This window comes from Arsukibacterium sp. (assembly GCF_041616895.1).
Lineage (GTDB): Bacteria > Pseudomonadota > Gammaproteobacteria > Enterobacterales > Alteromonadaceae > Alishewanella.
In genome coordinates, this window is record NZ_JBFJPY010000001.1 from 1 (window position 1) to 16,354 (window position 16,354).

Consider the following 16,354-nt stretch of genomic DNA (forward strand, 5'->3'; position numbering starts at 1 on the left):
TACCGGCCTAACTCAATTGCGCAGTCACTTGCCTCCAGTCGCTCTAACAGCATCGGTATTCTGGTTTCAGAACTGCATGGTCCTTTTTATGGCGAGATGCTAACCGGTATTGAAGCGGAATTTCGCGCTGCGGGTAAGCATGTCATTATTGCTGCCGGACACAGTGAACGTGCCACTGAAGAGGATGGCATAGAGTTTTTGCGCAGCCGTAATTGTGACGCACTTATTTTGCACGTTGAGGCGGTTAGCGATAAGTACCTCATTGACCTTAACAAACATAACATCCCATTTGTATTATTAAACCGGCATATTCCAGCGTTGGCCGATCGCTGTATCAGTCTGGATAACGAACTGGGTGGTTATTTAGCTACCCTTCATTTATTGCAGCAGGGGCATCGCCATATTGGCTATATTGCCGGTCCAATGTGGAAAACGGATGCCCGTGATCGCTTTCATGGTCATCAACGGGCATTGAGCGAGTATCAGTTAACCGCGGATGACGCCCTGTTTTTTGAAGGTGACTTTCGGGAAACCGGCGGCAGCAAAGGCTTGCAGGCGCTACTGGCCAGCGGCCGGCCATTTAGTGCGCTGGTGTGTGCTAACGATGAAATGGCATCCGGTGCGCTGACGGCTGCCAGAGAGCTGGGGTATGATGTACCGGTAGATTTCTCGGTAATCGGGTTTGATAACGTTAATTTTGCCTACTACACCTATCCTAAATTAACGACTATAGACTATCCGGTAAGCGCCATGGGTCAGATGGCGGCGCGCTGGGTAATGAAACAGGTATATCAGCAAAGCCGAATTGAGGTGCAGCAACTATTTAATCCGCATCTTATTCCCCGTGATTCGGTGGCCGAGGCTGCTGCTGACTAAGCTTGCTTGTGGTTACTCTTGCTTGTATCGACTTTTGCTTATAAAAACTCTCGCGTATAACAACTAGGGTAAGGGCGCACCGCGGGCGGTAACATAAAGGGTATACCAATGCTCGCGGCTAAGCTGCACGCTTGTTGCCTGAGTACAGGCCGCAATTCGCTTGGGGTTAGTGGTGCCAATTATTGGTTGTATATTTGCCGGATGGCGCATTAACCAGGCCAATACTATTGCCTCCTCACTTGCCTGATACTCTGCCGCTAGCTGTTGCACCAGTTTAGCCGTATGCTGAATATACTCCGGCTGGTTGCTGACATTTTTACCGCTAAACAATCCCTGACTTAAACTGCCCCAGGCTTGAAGTTGAATATGCTGACGGCGACAGTATTCAATAGTCCCCGCGCTGAAGTTAACCGGCGGCTGACCGCTGCAGCCTGCGGTAGTGCCTTCATCCAGCCAGGCCAGATGACTTAAACTAAGTTCCAGCTGGTTTACCACTAACGGCTCAATTAACGTGTCTTGCAGCAAACCGATCTGATGTTGTTGCATATTTGAGACCCCGAAATGTTTTACCTTGCCGGCTTCGCGCAGGCTGGCAAAGGTTGCGGCCACTTCTTCCGGTTGCATTAACGGGTCGGGCCGGTGCAATAACAAGATATCCAGCTGCTCAATCTGCAGCCGGCGTAAAATGTTATCGACCGACGAGGTTATCCAGTTGGCTGAGAAATCGTAACGCTGCACCTGGCGTTCATCAGCAAAGCGAATGCCGCACTTAGATTGCAACGAAATTTGCTGGCGCAACGCGGGACGCTCTGCCAATACCTTACCAAATACCTGCTCAGCCTTACCAAAGGTATAAATATCGGCATGATCAAAGATACAAATGCCGGCATCCAGCGCGGCATCAATTACCGCATGAGTTTGTTTAATATCATCAACGCTTATGGCATTGTTATTCCAGCCACCACCCAAATTCATACAACCAAAAATAAGGCGGCTGGTATTAGCCAGATAATGTGCCAGTGGCGTGTGTTGTAAAGACATAATAATTCCCGGATGCAGTTAACAGATGCGGTATGGCAGCGCACGAAGCTTATTATTGTTAAACAAGTTTGCGAAAACATAAAGTGAATACACCAAAAAATGCGAATCGAACGTTCGTTTAATTCATTGGTATTTGTTAACAACACATGCGTATACTGCACGCCTAATTTAGCATGAAAAACGTTTACATGTTGTACAGTCGCATGCAGCACTGGGGTGAGAATATGCAGAATAAACAAGCAATGACAGTCGCAATGCGGCTAGGTTTAGGTTTTGGGGTGGTGTTGTTGCTGATGGTGGGGCTGACCTTGTTTGGCGTGCAGCGGGTAAGCCAGATAAACCACACCCTGACCGAAATTACTGAAGTGAACTCTGTAAAGCAGCGTTATGCCATTAATTTCCGGGGCAGTGTGCACGACCGGGCGATTGCCCTGCGCGATGTTACTCTGGTTCCTAACATTACAGACCTTGCACCAGTTCTGATGAGCATTGAGCAACTGGAAGCGTTTTATCTGAAGTCCCGCCAGCCCATGGACCAGCTGTTTCAGGCGACGAATGACATCAGTGCTGCTGAGCGGCGCTTACTGGATACCATTCATCAGGTAGAGCAGCGCGCTCAGCCGCTGGCAGCCGAGGTTATCCGGCTGCGCCAGCAAGGCCAGCAAGCTGCGGCCCAGCAGTTGTTATTGCAGCAAATGAGCCCGGCCTTTGTGGACTGGTTAGCCAGTATTAATGCCTTTATCGATTATCAGGAACAAAAAAACCAGCAGGCAACAGCCTATACTCTGGATGTGGCGGAAACATTCGCTATTTCAATGGTTTTGTTAACGTTACTGGCTATTTTTATTGGCAGTCTGACAGCCTGGTACATTAGCCGTTATTTACGCGACGCACTGGGTGGTGAGCCGGGATTGGCGGCTGATATTGTCAGTCAGATTGCCGGTGGCGACCTGACAACCCAAATTAAAGACAGCCAGCCGAACAGTATGTTAGCGGCAGTCGCGATGATGCAACAACAGTTGCGCCAGACCTTAAAAGAGGTGATAAACGCAGCGAATACTGTATCTACGCAGGCGGGTGAGCTGGATGTGGCGTCCAAAGAAGCGTTGCAGGCCTCTGAGTTGCAAGCGACGTCATCGACGGCCTCTGCTGCCAGCATTGAAGAGATGACCGTTAGTCTGAAAGAAGTGGCTAACACCGTGCAGTTGACCGAGCAGAATTCAGAGAAAACAGCAGAGTTATCAGCACAGGGCGCCAAACTGGTGAAAGATGCCGCGACCGAAATCGGTGTCGTAGCGGAAACCGTGCAACAGTCTGCCAGTCAGATTGGCAGCTTGCAGCAACGCTCTAAAGATATTGCCGGGATTGCCGGAGTTATTCGCAGCATTGCTGAACAAACCAACTTGCTGGCATTAAATGCCGCGATAGAAGCCGCCCGTGCTGGTGAATCAGGCCGCGGTTTTGCGGTGGTAGCAGATGAAGTAAGGCAACTGGCTGAACGAACCAGCAAGGCCACCACTGAAATTGCCGGTATGATCCAGTTAGTACAGGATGAAACTCAGCAAGCGGTGCAAGGAATGGAAACCTCAGCCCCGCGGGTCGCGCAAGGGTTGGCGCTAGCCAAGCAAGCGGCGACCATGCTCGAGCAAATTCGCCTACAGGCGGAAGATTCGCTGCATAATGTGCGCGATGTGTCCCGATCGACCAACGAGCAATCGGCAGCGGTATCTGAGCTTGCCAGGCACATAGAGCAAATTGCGACGATGTCGCGTGAAACGACCATTGCAATGAAGCAAAATCGTGGCGCCGTCGACGCATTGCAGCAGGTAGCGACTGGTTTAAGTGGCCAGGTTAGCCGCTTTAAAACGGATTAAACGTAACACGTTCTAGCTGTAGCCGGGTTTAACCTTAAAGTTAAACCCGCTGTGGCTAGCTGCACTCCGCTTTAAGCCATTTGCCGCTTTGCTGCATGGTCATCTGTTCCGCTTTGCCATTAACGTTGGTGGTAAATCTGGCACTGCCGTTATATGCCTTTCGGCTGCTGAATGTCATTTCGCCTTCACCACTGGTCGGTGGATTGGTGTCGCAGCTAAAAGAGAAACGATAGCTGCTATCTCCGGTTTGGTTAAGTTGCTGCTGACAGCCATCCTGTTGCGGCAGCTGGCCGCGATCAATCTGCTGCTGGGTCAGACAAACCTGCATCGAGCTGCCTTTAAGATCAAAAGACATACCCTGGTTTGCCATCATTTTCTCCATCATCTGGCGCTGTGCTGCTGGCATGTTGGCCAGTTGCTGCTCCAGTTGTTGCATTGCCCGCTCCAGCTCACCGCTGGCTGTTTGTATAGTAAAGCTGTGTTGCCATAAGCCCGGTTCAACATCCAGTTTCAGCTTTTCAGCACTGGCGGGCAGGCTAAACCCTAGCAGTGCACTGAACAGCGTACTGCTGGCAGTGAAATACTTTAGCTTGGCAAAGTAATTTGGCTTGGTGCTATAAGCGTGCATAAGTATCCTCCATGACCGTGTAAACAAGACAACGTAAATCAACAGCAAGCATAGAAGCTAACCCTTAAAACCGCAAAGTACAGGGCTACTTCAGAATGGTCTGAAGCAATTATGGTGAGTGTGATGGCAAAGGTAACTGATAGATATCACCCTGTGGCGGCTGACGTTTTACATAGTAAATTGCCTGATTACTGACACTATAGTGATGTACCAGCTCAGGGCTGTAGGCCAGCAGTAACTCAGGTGTGGCATCACTAGCCAGTGCCTGGTGGTAGATGCCTGCACCAGGCTGGTAGTACACCACGCTTTGGTCCTGCAACTGCCAGTTAAGCCAGTTAACTTTATCAAAATCGGCCAGTAGCAGTTTTTCTTCATTACCGGCGCCGTTTGCACCGATATCGAGTTGCCATAAGCCATCCTGATGAAATTTGCTGTAATACAGGGTATCACCCGTTATAAAACCGCTATAGCCACCCTGCGTAGTGAGTTGAAGGTGATGTTTGCCGTTTAGAAAATAGCGCCATAGTTGCCAGTCACCCGTTTTATTACTGCTGTAGATCAGGCTGTTATTATCCGGGCCGGGGTTAATGACGAAGGCCTGATGTTCGGCAGAAAATAACTGAGTTAACTGAGCATTATCCAGCTCCAGTTGATACACCGCCCCTTGTTGGCTGAAATACACACTGCGTTGATCAAAAGACCAGCTAAGCCGGATAAAACCGGCCGGTGCCGGCACAGCTGACAACATCTGCTCCGGACCATTGAGGGGTTTACGCCAGATTTGGTGGACTCCCTGGCGAGTAGTTAAAAACAACAGTTCGCTATCTAATTGATTAACCCGGGGCAGTATGTCGAGCCTTGAACTGGCAATCAGGGGGATTGCACTATCGGCGGTTGCAGAACTATCAGCCCCTTTTTTCAGCGGCTGGCGCCAGATATCGGCTTGTTGCTGCTGGCTGGCAAAAAGCAGCTGCTGTTGGTTACTGCTGATCGAGTTAATAAGCTGCTGCGAGTAAAAGTAGTGCTGTAAGCTAAGATCTTCAGCCAGCTGGTACACCTGATTGCTACTGGCCAGCAGTAACGGCCGGTTAGCCGGCCAGGTTAAATCGACAACACCAATATTAAGGTCTGTAGTTTGCTGCAATTGCGGTGGCTGACCCGTGATGAGTTTATATAGCTTTAGCTGGCTGTTATCGGGGGTAAGATAATTGGCAATAGCCAGTTGTTTACCATCTGCGCTTAGGGTCAGGGCGATGGCGCCGTTAAAACTGGCGGGATCGGCCAGGGTTAGCTGTTGCTGGTTTGTCGTGGCAATCTGGTATCGATAAACCAGATAAGGCTGAGTTTTGTCCTGACGGACCCGGTAATAAAAGTACTCGCTGTCTGGGCCCCAGCTAGCCTGAAATGCGCTGTCTGCAGGGCAATCAAACAACACCCGCTCAGACGGTTCCGGTTGCAGTGTTAATAATATTATCTGGCATTGATTACCGTCTAGCCTGCGGTAAACTACCTGGTAACCATCGGGGCTGATGCTCCCATTACTGGCATGCGCAGGCGAAGTGGTAAGTAATTCGTCCTGTTGACCATGCCCAAGCCACAACTGAATTTTACCGGCACTATCGCGGCGATGATATAGCAGCTGGCCATCGTTACTGCTACTGATATTAAACTCTGCACCGTCGAAGCTGGTGACCGGGATTGGGATCAGAACGTTTTTTTGCTCCTTACCGGCGTCAGGGGAAAATTGTAACCAGGCCCAGCCCACCGTCAAAATCAGCGGCAACAGGATAATAAAGGGCCATATCATTATGCGGCTTTTAGCGGCGACGGGTTCAACATGGCGCTTTTTTTTTGCGGCGATTTGCTGCAAATGGTGTTCTGCCGCGGGCGATGTAGCATGCTGGGTGCTGGGTTGACTGTCCCGTGCTGGTGTTGTGCTTATCAGGCTTGCGTCTGCCAGCAGGCAATAGCCCAATTTAGGAATTGTCGCTATGTAATCCGTCGCGGGATCCAGGCTGGCGCAGGCTTTTCGCAATAAACTTACCGCACGGTTAATGGCGCCTTCGCTAACCACTCGTCCTTGCCATATCTCTTCTATCAGCTGTTCGCGACTAACCGGCTCGCCGGCACGTTGGGCCAGAAACAACAAAAGTGCTGCCTGTCGGGGCTCTAACGCACAATGTTGCCCGTTTAGTTGCAGGATACGGCGTTGTGGGTCAAATATAAGCTGGCCCAGCTGCCAGTGCCTGTTGTCCATCGTCCGCTGCAACTCCTTGTTTAAATTGATTAAAAAATAAGTAAGCTTTTCATCATAAATTAATCATCTGGCCATTATCGCTATATTTGCGGCCTGGTATTAGCTTGACTGAAGACGTTATGTTAACAGGAAAGTAATATGAAATTACAACGAAGATTTTTACTATTATGGGCAGCACTGCTGATAGCCGGCTGCGGTAGCGGTGATCCTGCGCAACAAGAAAGCAACCAAATTAAGTTAGGCGATCGCAGTTATTTTTTGGAACTCCCTGCTGGTTATCAACCGCAACAACAATATAAATTGTTGCTGGCATTTCATGGCTCAGGCGGCTTCAGTGCCGATATGCAAAATACGGCTAACTTCACTCGCTATAGTGATGATTATATTGTCGCTTATCCGCAAGCGGGCACCACTGAGTGGAATGAAGGCTGTAATTGCAATATTGCCCATCGGCTGGGTATTGACGATCTCGGCTTTGTTGATGCGCTTATTGCCGATGTCAGCGCAAAACACCACATTGAGACGGGTGAAGTTTATGCTGTTGGCTTTTCACAGGGCGGCCTGTTTACCCAGAATTTAGCGTGTAATCGCAGTAGCAGTTTTAAAGCTTTTGCGGTGGTTGCAGCACCAATGTCAGATCAGTTGTGGCAAAGCTGTGCGCCTGCGCAACCGGTGTCGATCATGATGGTAATGGGCAAAGACGACAATGTGCTACCGTACAATGGTTACACCCATTCTAACTTCGGCCTGGTATCGGCAACTCAGGCGATAACCCGCTTTGCGACATTAAACAGCAGTTTACCGGTGGCGCAAAAGCAGACTACAACAAATGATCAGGTCGAAATATTAAGTTTTAGTAATGGTCTTCAAAAAGCCGAACTATTTAGTATTAAGCAGGGCCAGCATCAGTGGCGGTTCAATTCGTTTGATACGTCGGCTGAAATTCTGACATTTTTTCAGCAACTGGATACGCCGCGCCTGCCTGCAGCCTCTAAGCTGGTGCAAGTTGACGATAAGCGTTTTCATGTAAGGCTAATGGGTAAGCAACACGCCGGCCCGGCGGTAGTGCTGCTAGCCGGGCCCAACGAAAACTACCACAGTGACAGTGCCTGGTTTAGCTTATTGCAACCCGTACTGGCAGAAAAATATCGGGTGTACAGTATCGACAGGCTGGGCAATGGCTTCAGTGATGTTGCAGAGGACGTGTCGTACCGGCGTTTTGCCAATGATTTAGCCGCAGTATTGCAAGCACTAGATGAGCAGCAAGTTGTCGTTGTAGCGATGGCCAGCGCCAGTATCAGCGCGCGTTTTTTCTATGAAAAGCACCATCAGGTTATTGATATCAAAGCGATGCTGCTACTGGACCCGGACGTGACTGCCTCCAATGCCTTGAGCGTTTACCAGGGCTATCCAGCCGACTGGTACCTGGCCAACCTTGAGGCATTAATTCCGCATCTGGCCAGTGGTGCCTGGAACGACCGGACGATCGAAAAACTGCAGGCCGAACGCAGTCATGTGGAACAGCTGGTGGGCAACAACCCGCTGATGGACTGGCAATATTTTGATCTGATAAGCCAGCAACGTCTGCTGATTAGTCACCAGCAGAGCCGGGCGCGGGAGATTGCCGCCTATACCGCCGATTTAGACGCCTACGCTGCCCTGTCGATGTTAACGGCAATACCGGTATCGGTAATAGATACTGATTTTGAGCAGGCTCTAATTGATGCCAGCCCGGAAAATGCTGAACTATTGCGCTTATGGCAGCAAGAAAGTAATAACTGGAATCAACAGCAGGCAGAGCAGGCCAATGGCCAGTATATTGCACTAAGCAACAGTGACCACCTGGTGGCGCTGGAGCAACCGGAAAAAATTAAAGCAGCACTGGACTGGTTATTCGCCCAGTTACAATTGCCTTAACTGTTTATCAGCATAGCGGGCAATTAATTTGTGCACTGCACCAGCGTTTGATATTCGTCAAACGCGAAGTGGTCTGTCATGCCGCTGACAAAGTCCTGTAGTAACCGGCAGCGATAATAAAGCTCCAGGGCCTTGTGCTCGGTGCCGATAGCCGCAACCGCCAGCTGATAAGCCGCAACATGTTTTTTGGGCAGGCGGTGTGCCAGCCGTTGTTCTCGGCCAAACTGGTAGCCCTGATCCGCCAGCACGGCGCTAAAATCAGCAGCCGTTAACAGCAGTAACGGCTGGTAGCTTTGCAGCAAGCCGGCAATAATGCGCTGTCCCTGCAGTTCCAGAGTTTCCACTTCGGGTTGGTTAAACACAAACTGGCGGGCGACCTGCTTAAAGGTGCTGGTAATGGCATGATACTGACTGCCATCTTCCAGTAATGCCCGGTTTAAGCTGCCATGATAAACCGGTTCAATATTGGCAATAAACTGCTCTGCGCCATGACGCACCAGCGGGTGGATCATCCCGACCCGAAGCTTAATAAAAAACTCAGAGCTTTTGTTAATCGGTTCGGCGGCGGCTTTCTCCAGAGCCGCTTTTACCAGCGCCGAAAAGCTCTCACTGCCACCACTATGAGTGGCAATCAGCCTGCCTTGTGGTTCAAGCCGGGAATAAGCAAGGTTAAGCTGGGTTGCTAATTCAGCCAGGCTGAACAAGCCTTTTTCTACCGCGTCTTCCAGGTCGGCCAGGCAGTAGGAAATGTCATCAGCGGCTTCCATAATATAGGTTAACGGATGGCGGTTGCCGGGGGTGGTATCCAGCTCCTGCCACAGGTTTTCGACAAAATGTTGCTCAGCAAAATAATAGCCGGGCTTTTTTTGCAAATAGCTTTGGGCATGATTGCTGTCTGGTTTGCTGGCCGTTGCCTGCCGGGTGTATTTTAAAATGCAGGCGGTTTGCGAATAAGTCAGGTTCATTCGCTGCAGGCTATGCACCAGCCTGATGGCCTGGGCATTGCCTTCAAACTGGGTAAGCTCACAGCATAACGTTTGCCATAAGGTGTTATCTGTCAGCTGATGGCAGCGGTTTAATTCAGGCAATGTCTGGCGAAACCAGTGGTTAATTGCACTTTCACCGTTATGGCCGAAGGGCGGGTTGCCGACATCGTGTAGCAGGCAGGCCATTTCTACCAGCGATTCTATTGAACGCTCTAACCCCATTAAACCAAAGGCTTCTTGCTGCTCCGCTGATAATAACCGAAATATCGTCTGCACAATAAAGCGACCTGTTTGCTGCACTTCCAGTGAATGAGTCAGCCGGCTACGCACCGCCGCATTACGCTCCAGTGGAAATACCTGAGTTTTTTGCTGTAAGCGGCGCACTGCAGCGGAATTAATAATCCGGCCGCGATCGCTTTCCAGCGCGCTTTGCAAGTCGCCACTGCGGCTTTGCAACAGACGATCAGCTTTAATTTTAGTGCGAAAATCCATCAATTATAACCATCCTTTCTGGCGGGCGATCCTTGCGGCATCAATCCGGTTGGCAGCATGCAGCTTGCTAATAGCCTCTGACAAATAATTACGTGCGGTACCCTCGGCAATATACAGCGCGCCAGCAATCTCATTGGTGCTTTTACCATCGGCAGCAAGGCGCAGTGCCTGACGCTCTTTGTCACTAAGCGGGTCCCGCTCACCCAGCGAGTTTAACAGCAGCTCGCTATCGACCACTTTTTTCCCTGCCATCACCTGCTGTATCGCTTGTATCAGTTGCTCGACCGGCGCATCTTTCAATAAAAAACCACCGACCCCGGCATCCATTGCTCTTTTTACATAGCCGGCGCGGCCAAAGGTGGTAATGATCACCACTTTTGTCGCCAGCTGTTGCTGCTGCACATATTGCGCCAGCTCAATACCGGTATAGCCTGGCATTTCAATGTCACTTAGCAGCAAATCAAAAGTCTGGTTTTTTAACAGCGCTAAGGCTGCCGCACCATCTGCGGCTTCAGTGACTGCAAAGCCGGCTTCAAGACGAAGCAAGCTGGCCAGGGCAGTGCGGACCATGGCTTGATCTTCAGCCAGTAAAATGTTCATTCGGTTGCTTCCTGTAACATGATTGGTTGCCGGGGCAGCTTAATCGTGGCGGTCAGGCCCTGCTGGTGCTCCAAAGTAAGGGTTGCATTAATCGCCGCTAGACGTTCACGCAGGCCGCGAATACCATTGCCTTCTTTTACGTCAGCTTGCTGACCATTGTCGCTTAAGTAAATATGCAAGGTATCAGCGTGCTCTGTAAAGCGCAGCTGGCAGCTGTCGCCTTTACTATGGCGCATTACATTAGTCACCAGTTCGGTTAGTGCTAACACCACTGCCGTTTCCCGGCGGCAATCTAATTGAGGGATCTTGCCGGTAAGTTCTGCCGCAAAGCCCGCGTCGCGCAGCCGGCTAAGTAGCTTGGCCACTTCCGCAGTCAGCCCCTGATGCGTATAGCCCGAAACACTTTGCCGCACCTGGCTTAAGGCAGCGCGGGCAATCTCGCTTAATTCGGTTAATTGTTGCTGGGCGGCCTCAGTTTGCTGGCGTGCCAGCAGCTTTTCTGCAAGGTCAGCCTTTAAAATAATGCTGGATAAGGTGTGGCCAAGAATGTCGTGTAAATCACGGCCAATTCTTTCCCGCTCTACCATGGTGGCCAGTTGTTTCACTTCATCTTCACTTTGCTGCTGGGCCACGCGATGCCGCAGCTTTGCCTGCTCTGCCCGGCCCAGCATGCTGACGGCCAGCACAATAGGAATGCCCATCACTAAAAACAGGTTCCAACGTATATTTAGCAGCAGGTCCAATAAAATAAGCAAACCAACCAGCAGGATTATTTGCAGCAGATAGCGGCGCAAAGTATAGGCGAAGCCGATAAAAAATCCGGCATAAGCAAACATCGCAATGGAACCCGGGTTAACCGGGGTAATCAGCGCGGCCACTACGACAATGCCGGCAATGGGCCAGTGCATTTGCTGCCGATTACAGCGATAAGCCCAGAAGTAACAGCCCAGAAACGCTAACAGTGCTATTGCCATACACAAGTACTGCCATAGCGAGAAGCTCACCGTAAGTAGCGGAATAATATAGAAAATAAGGTTTATCAGATAAACCCAGCTTAGTTTGCTTTCCAGTTTGTCGAATGACGTCATCTACTTCTCCCGACCTGTTCTGACTGCCAGTGTAATCAGCAACAGGTGGTTATGCCAGTGACAAAGGTCACAGTGTCGTATGACAGTTGTCAGCCGCAATTGATGACAAACCATACCTGCACCTGAACGCCTGCACACTTATCCTGACAACCTCAATATCAAACATTGACAAACACTTAGAACACTAACGGAGTAGATAAAATGAAAACATCACATTTGAAGGTTTTAACACTGGCTTTGGCTTTAGGGTTAACCGGCAGTCTGTTCAGCCCACAGGCCAGCGCGCGACATGCCGGGGCTGCAACTGAGCAGCAACAGGCGTGTGCCTGTTTTGAGATTGAGGTTACCGGTCAGGGCCCGGCGATTATTCTTATCCCTGGCGTCGCGTCATCGGGCGAGGTGTGGCAGAGCACGGTACAGGCGTTACAAGCCGATTATCAGCTGCATGTGCTCACCCTGGCCGGTTTTGCCGGGGTAAAACCGATACCGATGCAAAGCTGGGGGGACGGTTATCTGGCAATTCAGCAGCAGGCGATTTTACGTTATATCAACGAGCAACAGCTGGATAAACCAGTAATTATCGGCCATTCCCTGGGCGGCTATCTGGCATTGGCGCTGGCGGCCAATGCGTCAGAGCAGATTGGCGGTGCAGTAAATGTTGATGGCTTGCCAGCCTTAGGTGCCTTATTTAGCCAGGCCGCGGGCAGCAATAATGAGCAACAGCCGCAGCAGCCACAACGGTTTGACCCGATGGCGATGGCAAAAAGCATGGCATCGGACGAAGACTGGCAGCAGCAGATCGTCGCGAATATGATGCGATCTGACGGCCAAACCTCTGGCCGGGTAATGGGCGAGCTAATGCAAGCTGATTTGCGGGGGCAGCTGGCCAACATCCGGGTGCCGGTGCTAACGCTGGGCGCGTTACAAAATGGTGCGCCTTACAGCTCGCCGGAGCAAGTACAGCAAAACTATGAAAATCAGTTAGCGAATGCACCGGCGCAGTATCACCGCTTTGCCTTCGCCCCTGATGCTAAGCATTTTATTATGGCTGATGCGCCAGAGTGGCTGAACCAGCAAATTATACAGTTTTTAGCGAAACCTGAGCAGGAGTAACTGATGAATGCAATGCAAACACAGGTAAAGGTTTCCGGCCTGGTGAAACGTTTTGCTGGCAAGACGGTGTTAGACGGTGTTGATCTTAGTCTGGCCGCCGGCGAAGTGTTGTGTATTCTTGGCCCTAATGGTGCTGGAAAAACTACGCTTATCTCCGCTGTTTTAGGGTTAATCGGCGCAGATGGCGGCGAAATAGAGGTGTTAGGTCAGAGTCAAAAAGGCACTACCCGCAGCATGGCACTGCGGCAGCAATGTGGGGTGATGATGCAAATTGGCAGCCTGAGCGCTAATTTAACGGTGGCCGAGCAGTGTGATTTGTTCAGCTGTTATTACCAGAACGGATATCGCGCTACCGAGCTGGTAAGTGTTGCCGGTCTGGAAGCACAAGCCAAAGTGCGGTTTGGCCGGTTGTCAGGAGGCCAGAAACAACGCTTGCTGTTTGCTCTGGCTTTGGCAGGCAAACCGAAACTGGTATTTCTGGATGAGCCTACGCTGGGTATGGATGTAGAAGCCAGACGCAATTTATGGCAGCAAATCCGCCAGCTTAAACAACAAGGGGTGGCTGTAGTGTTAACCACTCATTATCTGGAAGAGGCAGAACAGCTGGCAGACCGGATTATGGTGCTGCATCAGGGCCGGTTTATTGCCAGTGGCAGCCCGGCTGAATTAAAAGCATTAACCCGCTATAAGCTGGTGCAATGTTGCACGGCACTTAGTGATCAGGCTTTGCTGGCGCTGCCCGGGGTATTGCAGCTTAGCCGTGAGCAGGGCACGGTTACCCTACAAAGCAGCCATGCTGAGCAAACCCTATTGGCGTTGCTGACTCAGGATAGCAATGTTAGCCAGCTGGAAGTAAAGCAGGTGGCATTGGAGCAAGCCTTTTTACAACTTACCGCACCGGCTGCTGAGCGCAGCAGCACAAATAAGGAGCAAGCCGCATGAGTAGCGTTGCGATATATCAAAAAGAAGCCTGGTACGACTTAATCAGTGTTTGGCGCACCCCGGGTTTTGTGCTGCCGGCGCTGGCCTTTCCAGTGGTGTTTTATGTTTTTTTTGGGGTGCTGTTCAGTCCTTCTGGCAGCAGCAGTCATGCCGCTTATATGCTGGTGACGTATTGCTGCTTTGGCATTATGGGCCCGGCGATGTTTAACTTTGCCATGAATATCGCCAGCGATCGGGCGCAGGGCTGGTTAACGTTAAAGCGTTTGTCACCGATGCCGGTCAGTGCTTATTTGCTGGCGAAAATGGCCACCAGCCTGGTGTTTGCGATGCTGATTATTCTGATGTTATTCAGTGTGGCCGCTATCTTTGGCGACGTGCGGCTGGAGCACAGCCAGTGGCTTGGGTTAGCGCTGCTGTTGCTGGTGGGGACAGTGCCTTTCGCCCTGATTGGCTTACTACTGGGTTTAACCCTGAGTGACAAAGCAGCGCCCGGTGTAGTGAACCTGTTGTACCTGCCAATGGCCTTTTTATCGGGGTTGTGGCTGCCTGTCACTATGTTGCCCGCTTTTTTGCAGCAACTGGCCTGGATCTGGCCGAGTTACCATTTATCGCAATTGGGATTGAAGATCGTGGCTATGGATCAGAGCCAGCCAGTGCTATTGCATCTGGCGATATTGGGGCTGACCACTATGGTACTGATGAGGTTATGTGTGCTGGTCTTTCGCCGCTATACAGGAGCTAAATAATGAAAAGTCTGGTGATAATGTTAATCGCAGCGTTGCTGGTAGTATTTTTTCTGCTGTTGCCCCAGCCACAGCAAGAGACTGGCCCGGCACCGATTCCCAAGGCAGCCAGCCCGGCAGAACTAACGGATAACAGTTTTATTCTTGGGCCGGTACAGCTTTTTGATGGCGAAAAATGGCGCGAAGAGCGTTTTATCGAAATAACAAACGGTCGGGTGCAGCAACTTTACCTGGAAAAACCAGATACTGCGCTGCCATGGGTAGATGGCAACAGCCAATGGTTGATACCGGGGCTTATCGATGCACATGTCCATGCCTGGGATGATGCACTGCAGCAGGCGCTGAATTTTGGCGTCACCACGGTGCTGGATATGTTTGGTGATCATCAGTTTCTGGCAACACAAAAGGCCGCCAGAGCCAGCACGCCCCAAACAAATAAGGCTGATATCTACGGCGCAGGCACACTGGTTAGCGCAGCCAAAGGCCATGGCACTCAGTACGGCAGAGCAATACCAGTAATTGAGCGTCCCGAACAAGCTACTAAATTTGTAGCGGACAGGCTGGCTGAAGGCTCTGACTTTATCAAAATTGTTTATACCTCGGATAAAGCGTTACGTCGTTTTAGGCCTTCGATTGATCTGGCTACCCTTACTGCAGTAATTGCAGCAGCCAAAGCACAGGGCGTATTGGCGGTGGTGCATATTGCAGATTTACCGTCGGCCGAAGAAGCAATAGCGGCGGGTGCAGATGGCCTGGTGCACAGCTTTTTCAGCGAGTCGGTAAGCAACACTTTGCTGCAGCAGATGGCTGGCGGCCAACGCTTTATCATTCCAACCATGACGGTAATGGAAGGTATGCTCGCCAATAAAATAAATGAAGAATTGCTGCTCAATGCCCCGCCAGCTGCGCTGACGCCTGCCGCGATAAGCAGTTTAACTGAGCGTTTTAACCCGTCGCTGATCCCGTCAGACCGTTACCAGTTGTTGGTAAATAATACGAAACAAATGGCCGATGCAGGTATTTTAGTACTGGCAGGCTCTGATGCGCCCAACCCGAATACCGCCCATGGTGTCAGTTTAATTATTGAAATGGTGTTGTTGCAGCGGGCCGGCGTGCCGGTGTTGCAAGTATTACAGAGCGCCAGCTCGGCTCCGACAAGGGCCTTTGGCTTAGAGAACGTGGGGTATTTACGGCCTGGCTACAAGGCGGATATGCTACTGCTGGCTAGTGACCCGATGGCCGGCTTAACCACCTTACTGGCGCCGCAAGCTATCTGGAAAAATGGTTGGTTACACCAACCTGAATTACCAGCTGAAACTGCAAAAATAGCTGCAGGGCTGGTGGCTGATTTTACTACTGACCTAAGCGCCCGCAGCGGTGGTTTTGCCGCCAGCAGCGACAGCATGATGCAGGGTAAGTCATCAGCAGAAATTAGTATGCAGCAAGGTGTGTTGCAGGTAACCGGCGTAACCCGGCCTGGTTTTAGCTACCCCTGGGCGGGGGTTGCCTGGCAAACGAGCAGTAGCATCGAAAGCGGCAGTGATGTCAGCGATATCAAGGGTATCCGCTTTCGCATTCTTGGTACCCCGGGCGAGTACCGGCTGGATGCGTTCTCAGCCGGCAGCTTTATGCCGGTAAGCCACCGCTTTGCAGTGACTGCCGACTGGCAAACTATAGTGGCGCCTTTTTCGGTATTTAAAGGGCTGAACACCGAAGCGGTGGCGATGTTGATATGGAACGGGCCAGAAGGCGAGTTCCAGTTTGAGCTGGATGATATAACGCTGGAGTAATCTACCG

The 16,354-nt window shown here is 50.9% G+C and carries 13 protein-coding genes; 7 read left to right on the forward strand and 6 right to left on the reverse strand.

What is annotated here, in order from left to right:
* Positions 1 to 876: substrate-binding domain-containing protein (locus ABY802_RS00005; RefSeq protein ID WP_372624762.1), on the forward strand; the 876-nt coding region annotated here is incomplete at its 5' end.
* 63 nt (positions 877 to 939) lie between these two features.
* Here the strand turns inward: ABY802_RS00005 and ABY802_RS00010 are convergent.
* Positions 940 to 1,917 carry an aldo/keto reductase family oxidoreductase gene (locus ABY802_RS00010; RefSeq protein WP_372624764.1) on the reverse strand — a complete coding sequence of 326 codons (978 nt, stop codon included), beginning with the start codon at positions 1,915 to 1,917 and terminating at the stop codon, positions 940 to 942.
* Positions 1,918 to 2,141: 224 nt separating this feature from the next.
* Here ABY802_RS00010 and ABY802_RS00015 point away from each other — a divergent pair, with 224 nt between their 5' ends.
* Positions 2,142 to 3,791: a methyl-accepting chemotaxis protein gene (locus ABY802_RS00015; protein ID WP_372624766.1), complete on the forward strand. Its 1,650-nt coding sequence runs from the start codon at positions 2,142 to 2,144 to the stop codon at positions 3,789 to 3,791.
* Between the two features lie 55 nt (positions 3,792 to 3,846).
* On the opposite strand, the gene ABY802_RS00020 is transcribed toward ABY802_RS00015, so the two are convergent.
* Both ABY802_RS00020 and ABY802_RS00025 read right to left on the reverse strand, forming a co-directional pair.
* A complete protein-coding gene (locus tag ABY802_RS00020) occupies positions 3,847 to 4,419 on the reverse strand; it encodes a DUF3617 domain-containing protein (protein ID WP_372624768.1) in 573 nt (190 codons plus the stop codon).
* Between the two features lie 109 nt (positions 4,420 to 4,528).
* The gene (locus tag ABY802_RS00025; RefSeq protein ID WP_372624770.1) at positions 4,529 to 6,676 is read right to left on the reverse strand and encodes a winged helix-turn-helix domain-containing protein; all 2,148 of its coding nucleotides are present in this window, start codon (positions 6,674 to 6,676) and stop codon (positions 4,529 to 4,531) included.
* 138 nt (positions 6,677 to 6,814) lie between these two features.
* On the opposite strand from ABY802_RS00025, the gene ABY802_RS00030 reads away from it, so the two are divergent.
* Positions 6,815 to 8,593 carry an alpha/beta fold hydrolase gene (locus ABY802_RS00030; RefSeq protein ID WP_372624772.1) on the forward strand — a complete coding sequence of 593 codons (1,779 nt, stop codon included), beginning with the start codon at positions 6,815 to 6,817 and terminating at the stop codon, positions 8,591 to 8,593.
* Positions 8,594 to 8,616: 23 nt separating this feature from the next.
* Here ABY802_RS00030 and dgt read toward each other — a convergent pair whose 3' ends face one another.
* The 3 genes from dgt to ABY802_RS00045 are packed head-to-tail and all read right to left on the reverse strand — an operon-like array spanning position 8,617 to position 11,759.
* The gene (gene dgt / locus ABY802_RS00035; RefSeq protein ID WP_372624966.1) at positions 8,617 to 10,071 is read right to left on the reverse strand and encodes a dGTPase; all 1,455 of its coding nucleotides are present in this window, start codon (positions 10,069 to 10,071) and stop codon (positions 8,617 to 8,619) included.
* Positions 10,072 to 10,074: 3 nt separating this feature from the next.
* A complete protein-coding gene (locus ABY802_RS00040) occupies positions 10,075 to 10,671 on the reverse strand; it encodes a response regulator (protein WP_372624774.1) in 597 nt (198 codons plus the stop codon).
* Complete coding sequence (locus tag ABY802_RS00045; protein WP_372624776.1) at positions 10,668 to 11,759, reverse strand: sensor histidine kinase; 1,092 nt, start codon at positions 11,757 to 11,759, stop codon at positions 10,668 to 10,670. Before ABY802_RS00045 ends, ABY802_RS00040 begins: the two co-directional genes overlap by 4 nt.
* Before the next feature lie 201 nt (positions 11,760 to 11,960).
* Here ABY802_RS00045 and ABY802_RS00050 point away from each other — a divergent pair, with 201 nt between their 5' ends.
* Genes ABY802_RS00050 through ABY802_RS00065 form a run of 4 tightly spaced genes read left to right on the forward strand, consistent with a single transcriptional unit; the run spans position 11,961 to position 16,347 of the window.
* Entirely contained in the window at positions 11,961 to 12,872 is a 912-nt protein-coding gene (locus tag ABY802_RS00050) for an alpha/beta fold hydrolase (RefSeq protein ID WP_372624778.1), read from the forward strand.
* Between the two features lie 3 nt (positions 12,873 to 12,875).
* Complete coding sequence (locus ABY802_RS00055) at positions 12,876 to 13,814, forward strand: ATP-binding cassette domain-containing protein (protein WP_372624780.1); 939 nt, start codon at positions 12,876 to 12,878, stop codon at positions 13,812 to 13,814.
* Positions 13,811 to 14,560, forward strand: coding sequence for an ABC transporter permease (locus ABY802_RS00060; RefSeq protein WP_372624782.1), 750 nt, complete (start codon positions 13,811 to 13,813; stop codon positions 14,558 to 14,560). The genes ABY802_RS00055 and ABY802_RS00060 overlap by 4 nt, the downstream gene beginning before the upstream one ends.
* Positions 14,560 to 16,347 (forward strand): amidohydrolase family protein, encoded by a 1,788-nt coding sequence (locus ABY802_RS00065; protein ID WP_372624784.1) that lies wholly within the window; start codon positions 14,560 to 14,562, stop codon positions 16,345 to 16,347. Before ABY802_RS00060 ends, ABY802_RS00065 begins: the two co-directional genes overlap by 1 nt.
* Positions 16,348 to 16,354: the final 7 nt, after the last annotated feature.

What these genes read in the sequence shown, in the direction of transcription:
- ABY802_RS00010 (WP_372624764.1), bottom strand. Translation starts at nt 1,917, where the DNA reads ATGTCTTTACAACACACGCCACTGGCACATTATCTGGCTAATACCAGC.
- ABY802_RS00015 (WP_372624766.1), top strand. Translation starts at nt 2,142, where the DNA reads ATGCAGAATAAACAAGCAATGACAGTCGCAATGCGGCTAGGTTTAGGT.
- ABY802_RS00020 (WP_372624768.1), bottom strand. Translation starts at nt 4,419, where the DNA reads ATGCACGCTTATAGCACCAAGCCAAATTACTTTGCCAAGCTAAAGTAT.
- ABY802_RS00025 (WP_372624770.1), bottom strand. Translation starts at nt 6,676, where the DNA reads ATGGACAACAGGCACTGGCAGCTGGGCCAGCTTATATTTGACCCACAA.
- ABY802_RS00030 (WP_372624772.1), top strand. Translation starts at nt 6,815, where the DNA reads ATGAAATTACAACGAAGATTTTTACTATTATGGGCAGCACTGCTGATA.
- dgt (WP_372624966.1), bottom strand. Translation starts at nt 10,071, where the DNA reads ATGGATTTTCGCACTAAAATTAAAGCTGATCGTCTGTTGCAAAGCCGC.
- ABY802_RS00040 (WP_372624774.1), bottom strand. Translation starts at nt 10,671, where the DNA reads ATGAACATTTTACTGGCTGAAGATCAAGCCATGGTCCGCACTGCCCTG.
- ABY802_RS00045 (WP_372624776.1), bottom strand. Translation starts at nt 11,759, where the DNA reads ATGACGTCATTCGACAAACTGGAAAGCAAACTAAGCTGGGTTTATCTG.
- ABY802_RS00050 (WP_372624778.1), top strand. Translation starts at nt 11,961, where the DNA reads ATGAAAACATCACATTTGAAGGTTTTAACACTGGCTTTGGCTTTAGGG.
- ABY802_RS00055 (WP_372624780.1), top strand. Translation starts at nt 12,876, where the DNA reads ATGAATGCAATGCAAACACAGGTAAAGGTTTCCGGCCTGGTGAAACGT.
- ABY802_RS00060 (WP_372624782.1), top strand. Translation starts at nt 13,811, where the DNA reads ATGAGTAGCGTTGCGATATATCAAAAAGAAGCCTGGTACGACTTAATC.
- ABY802_RS00065 (WP_372624784.1), top strand. Translation starts at nt 14,560, where the DNA reads ATGAAAAGTCTGGTGATAATGTTAATCGCAGCGTTGCTGGTAGTATTT.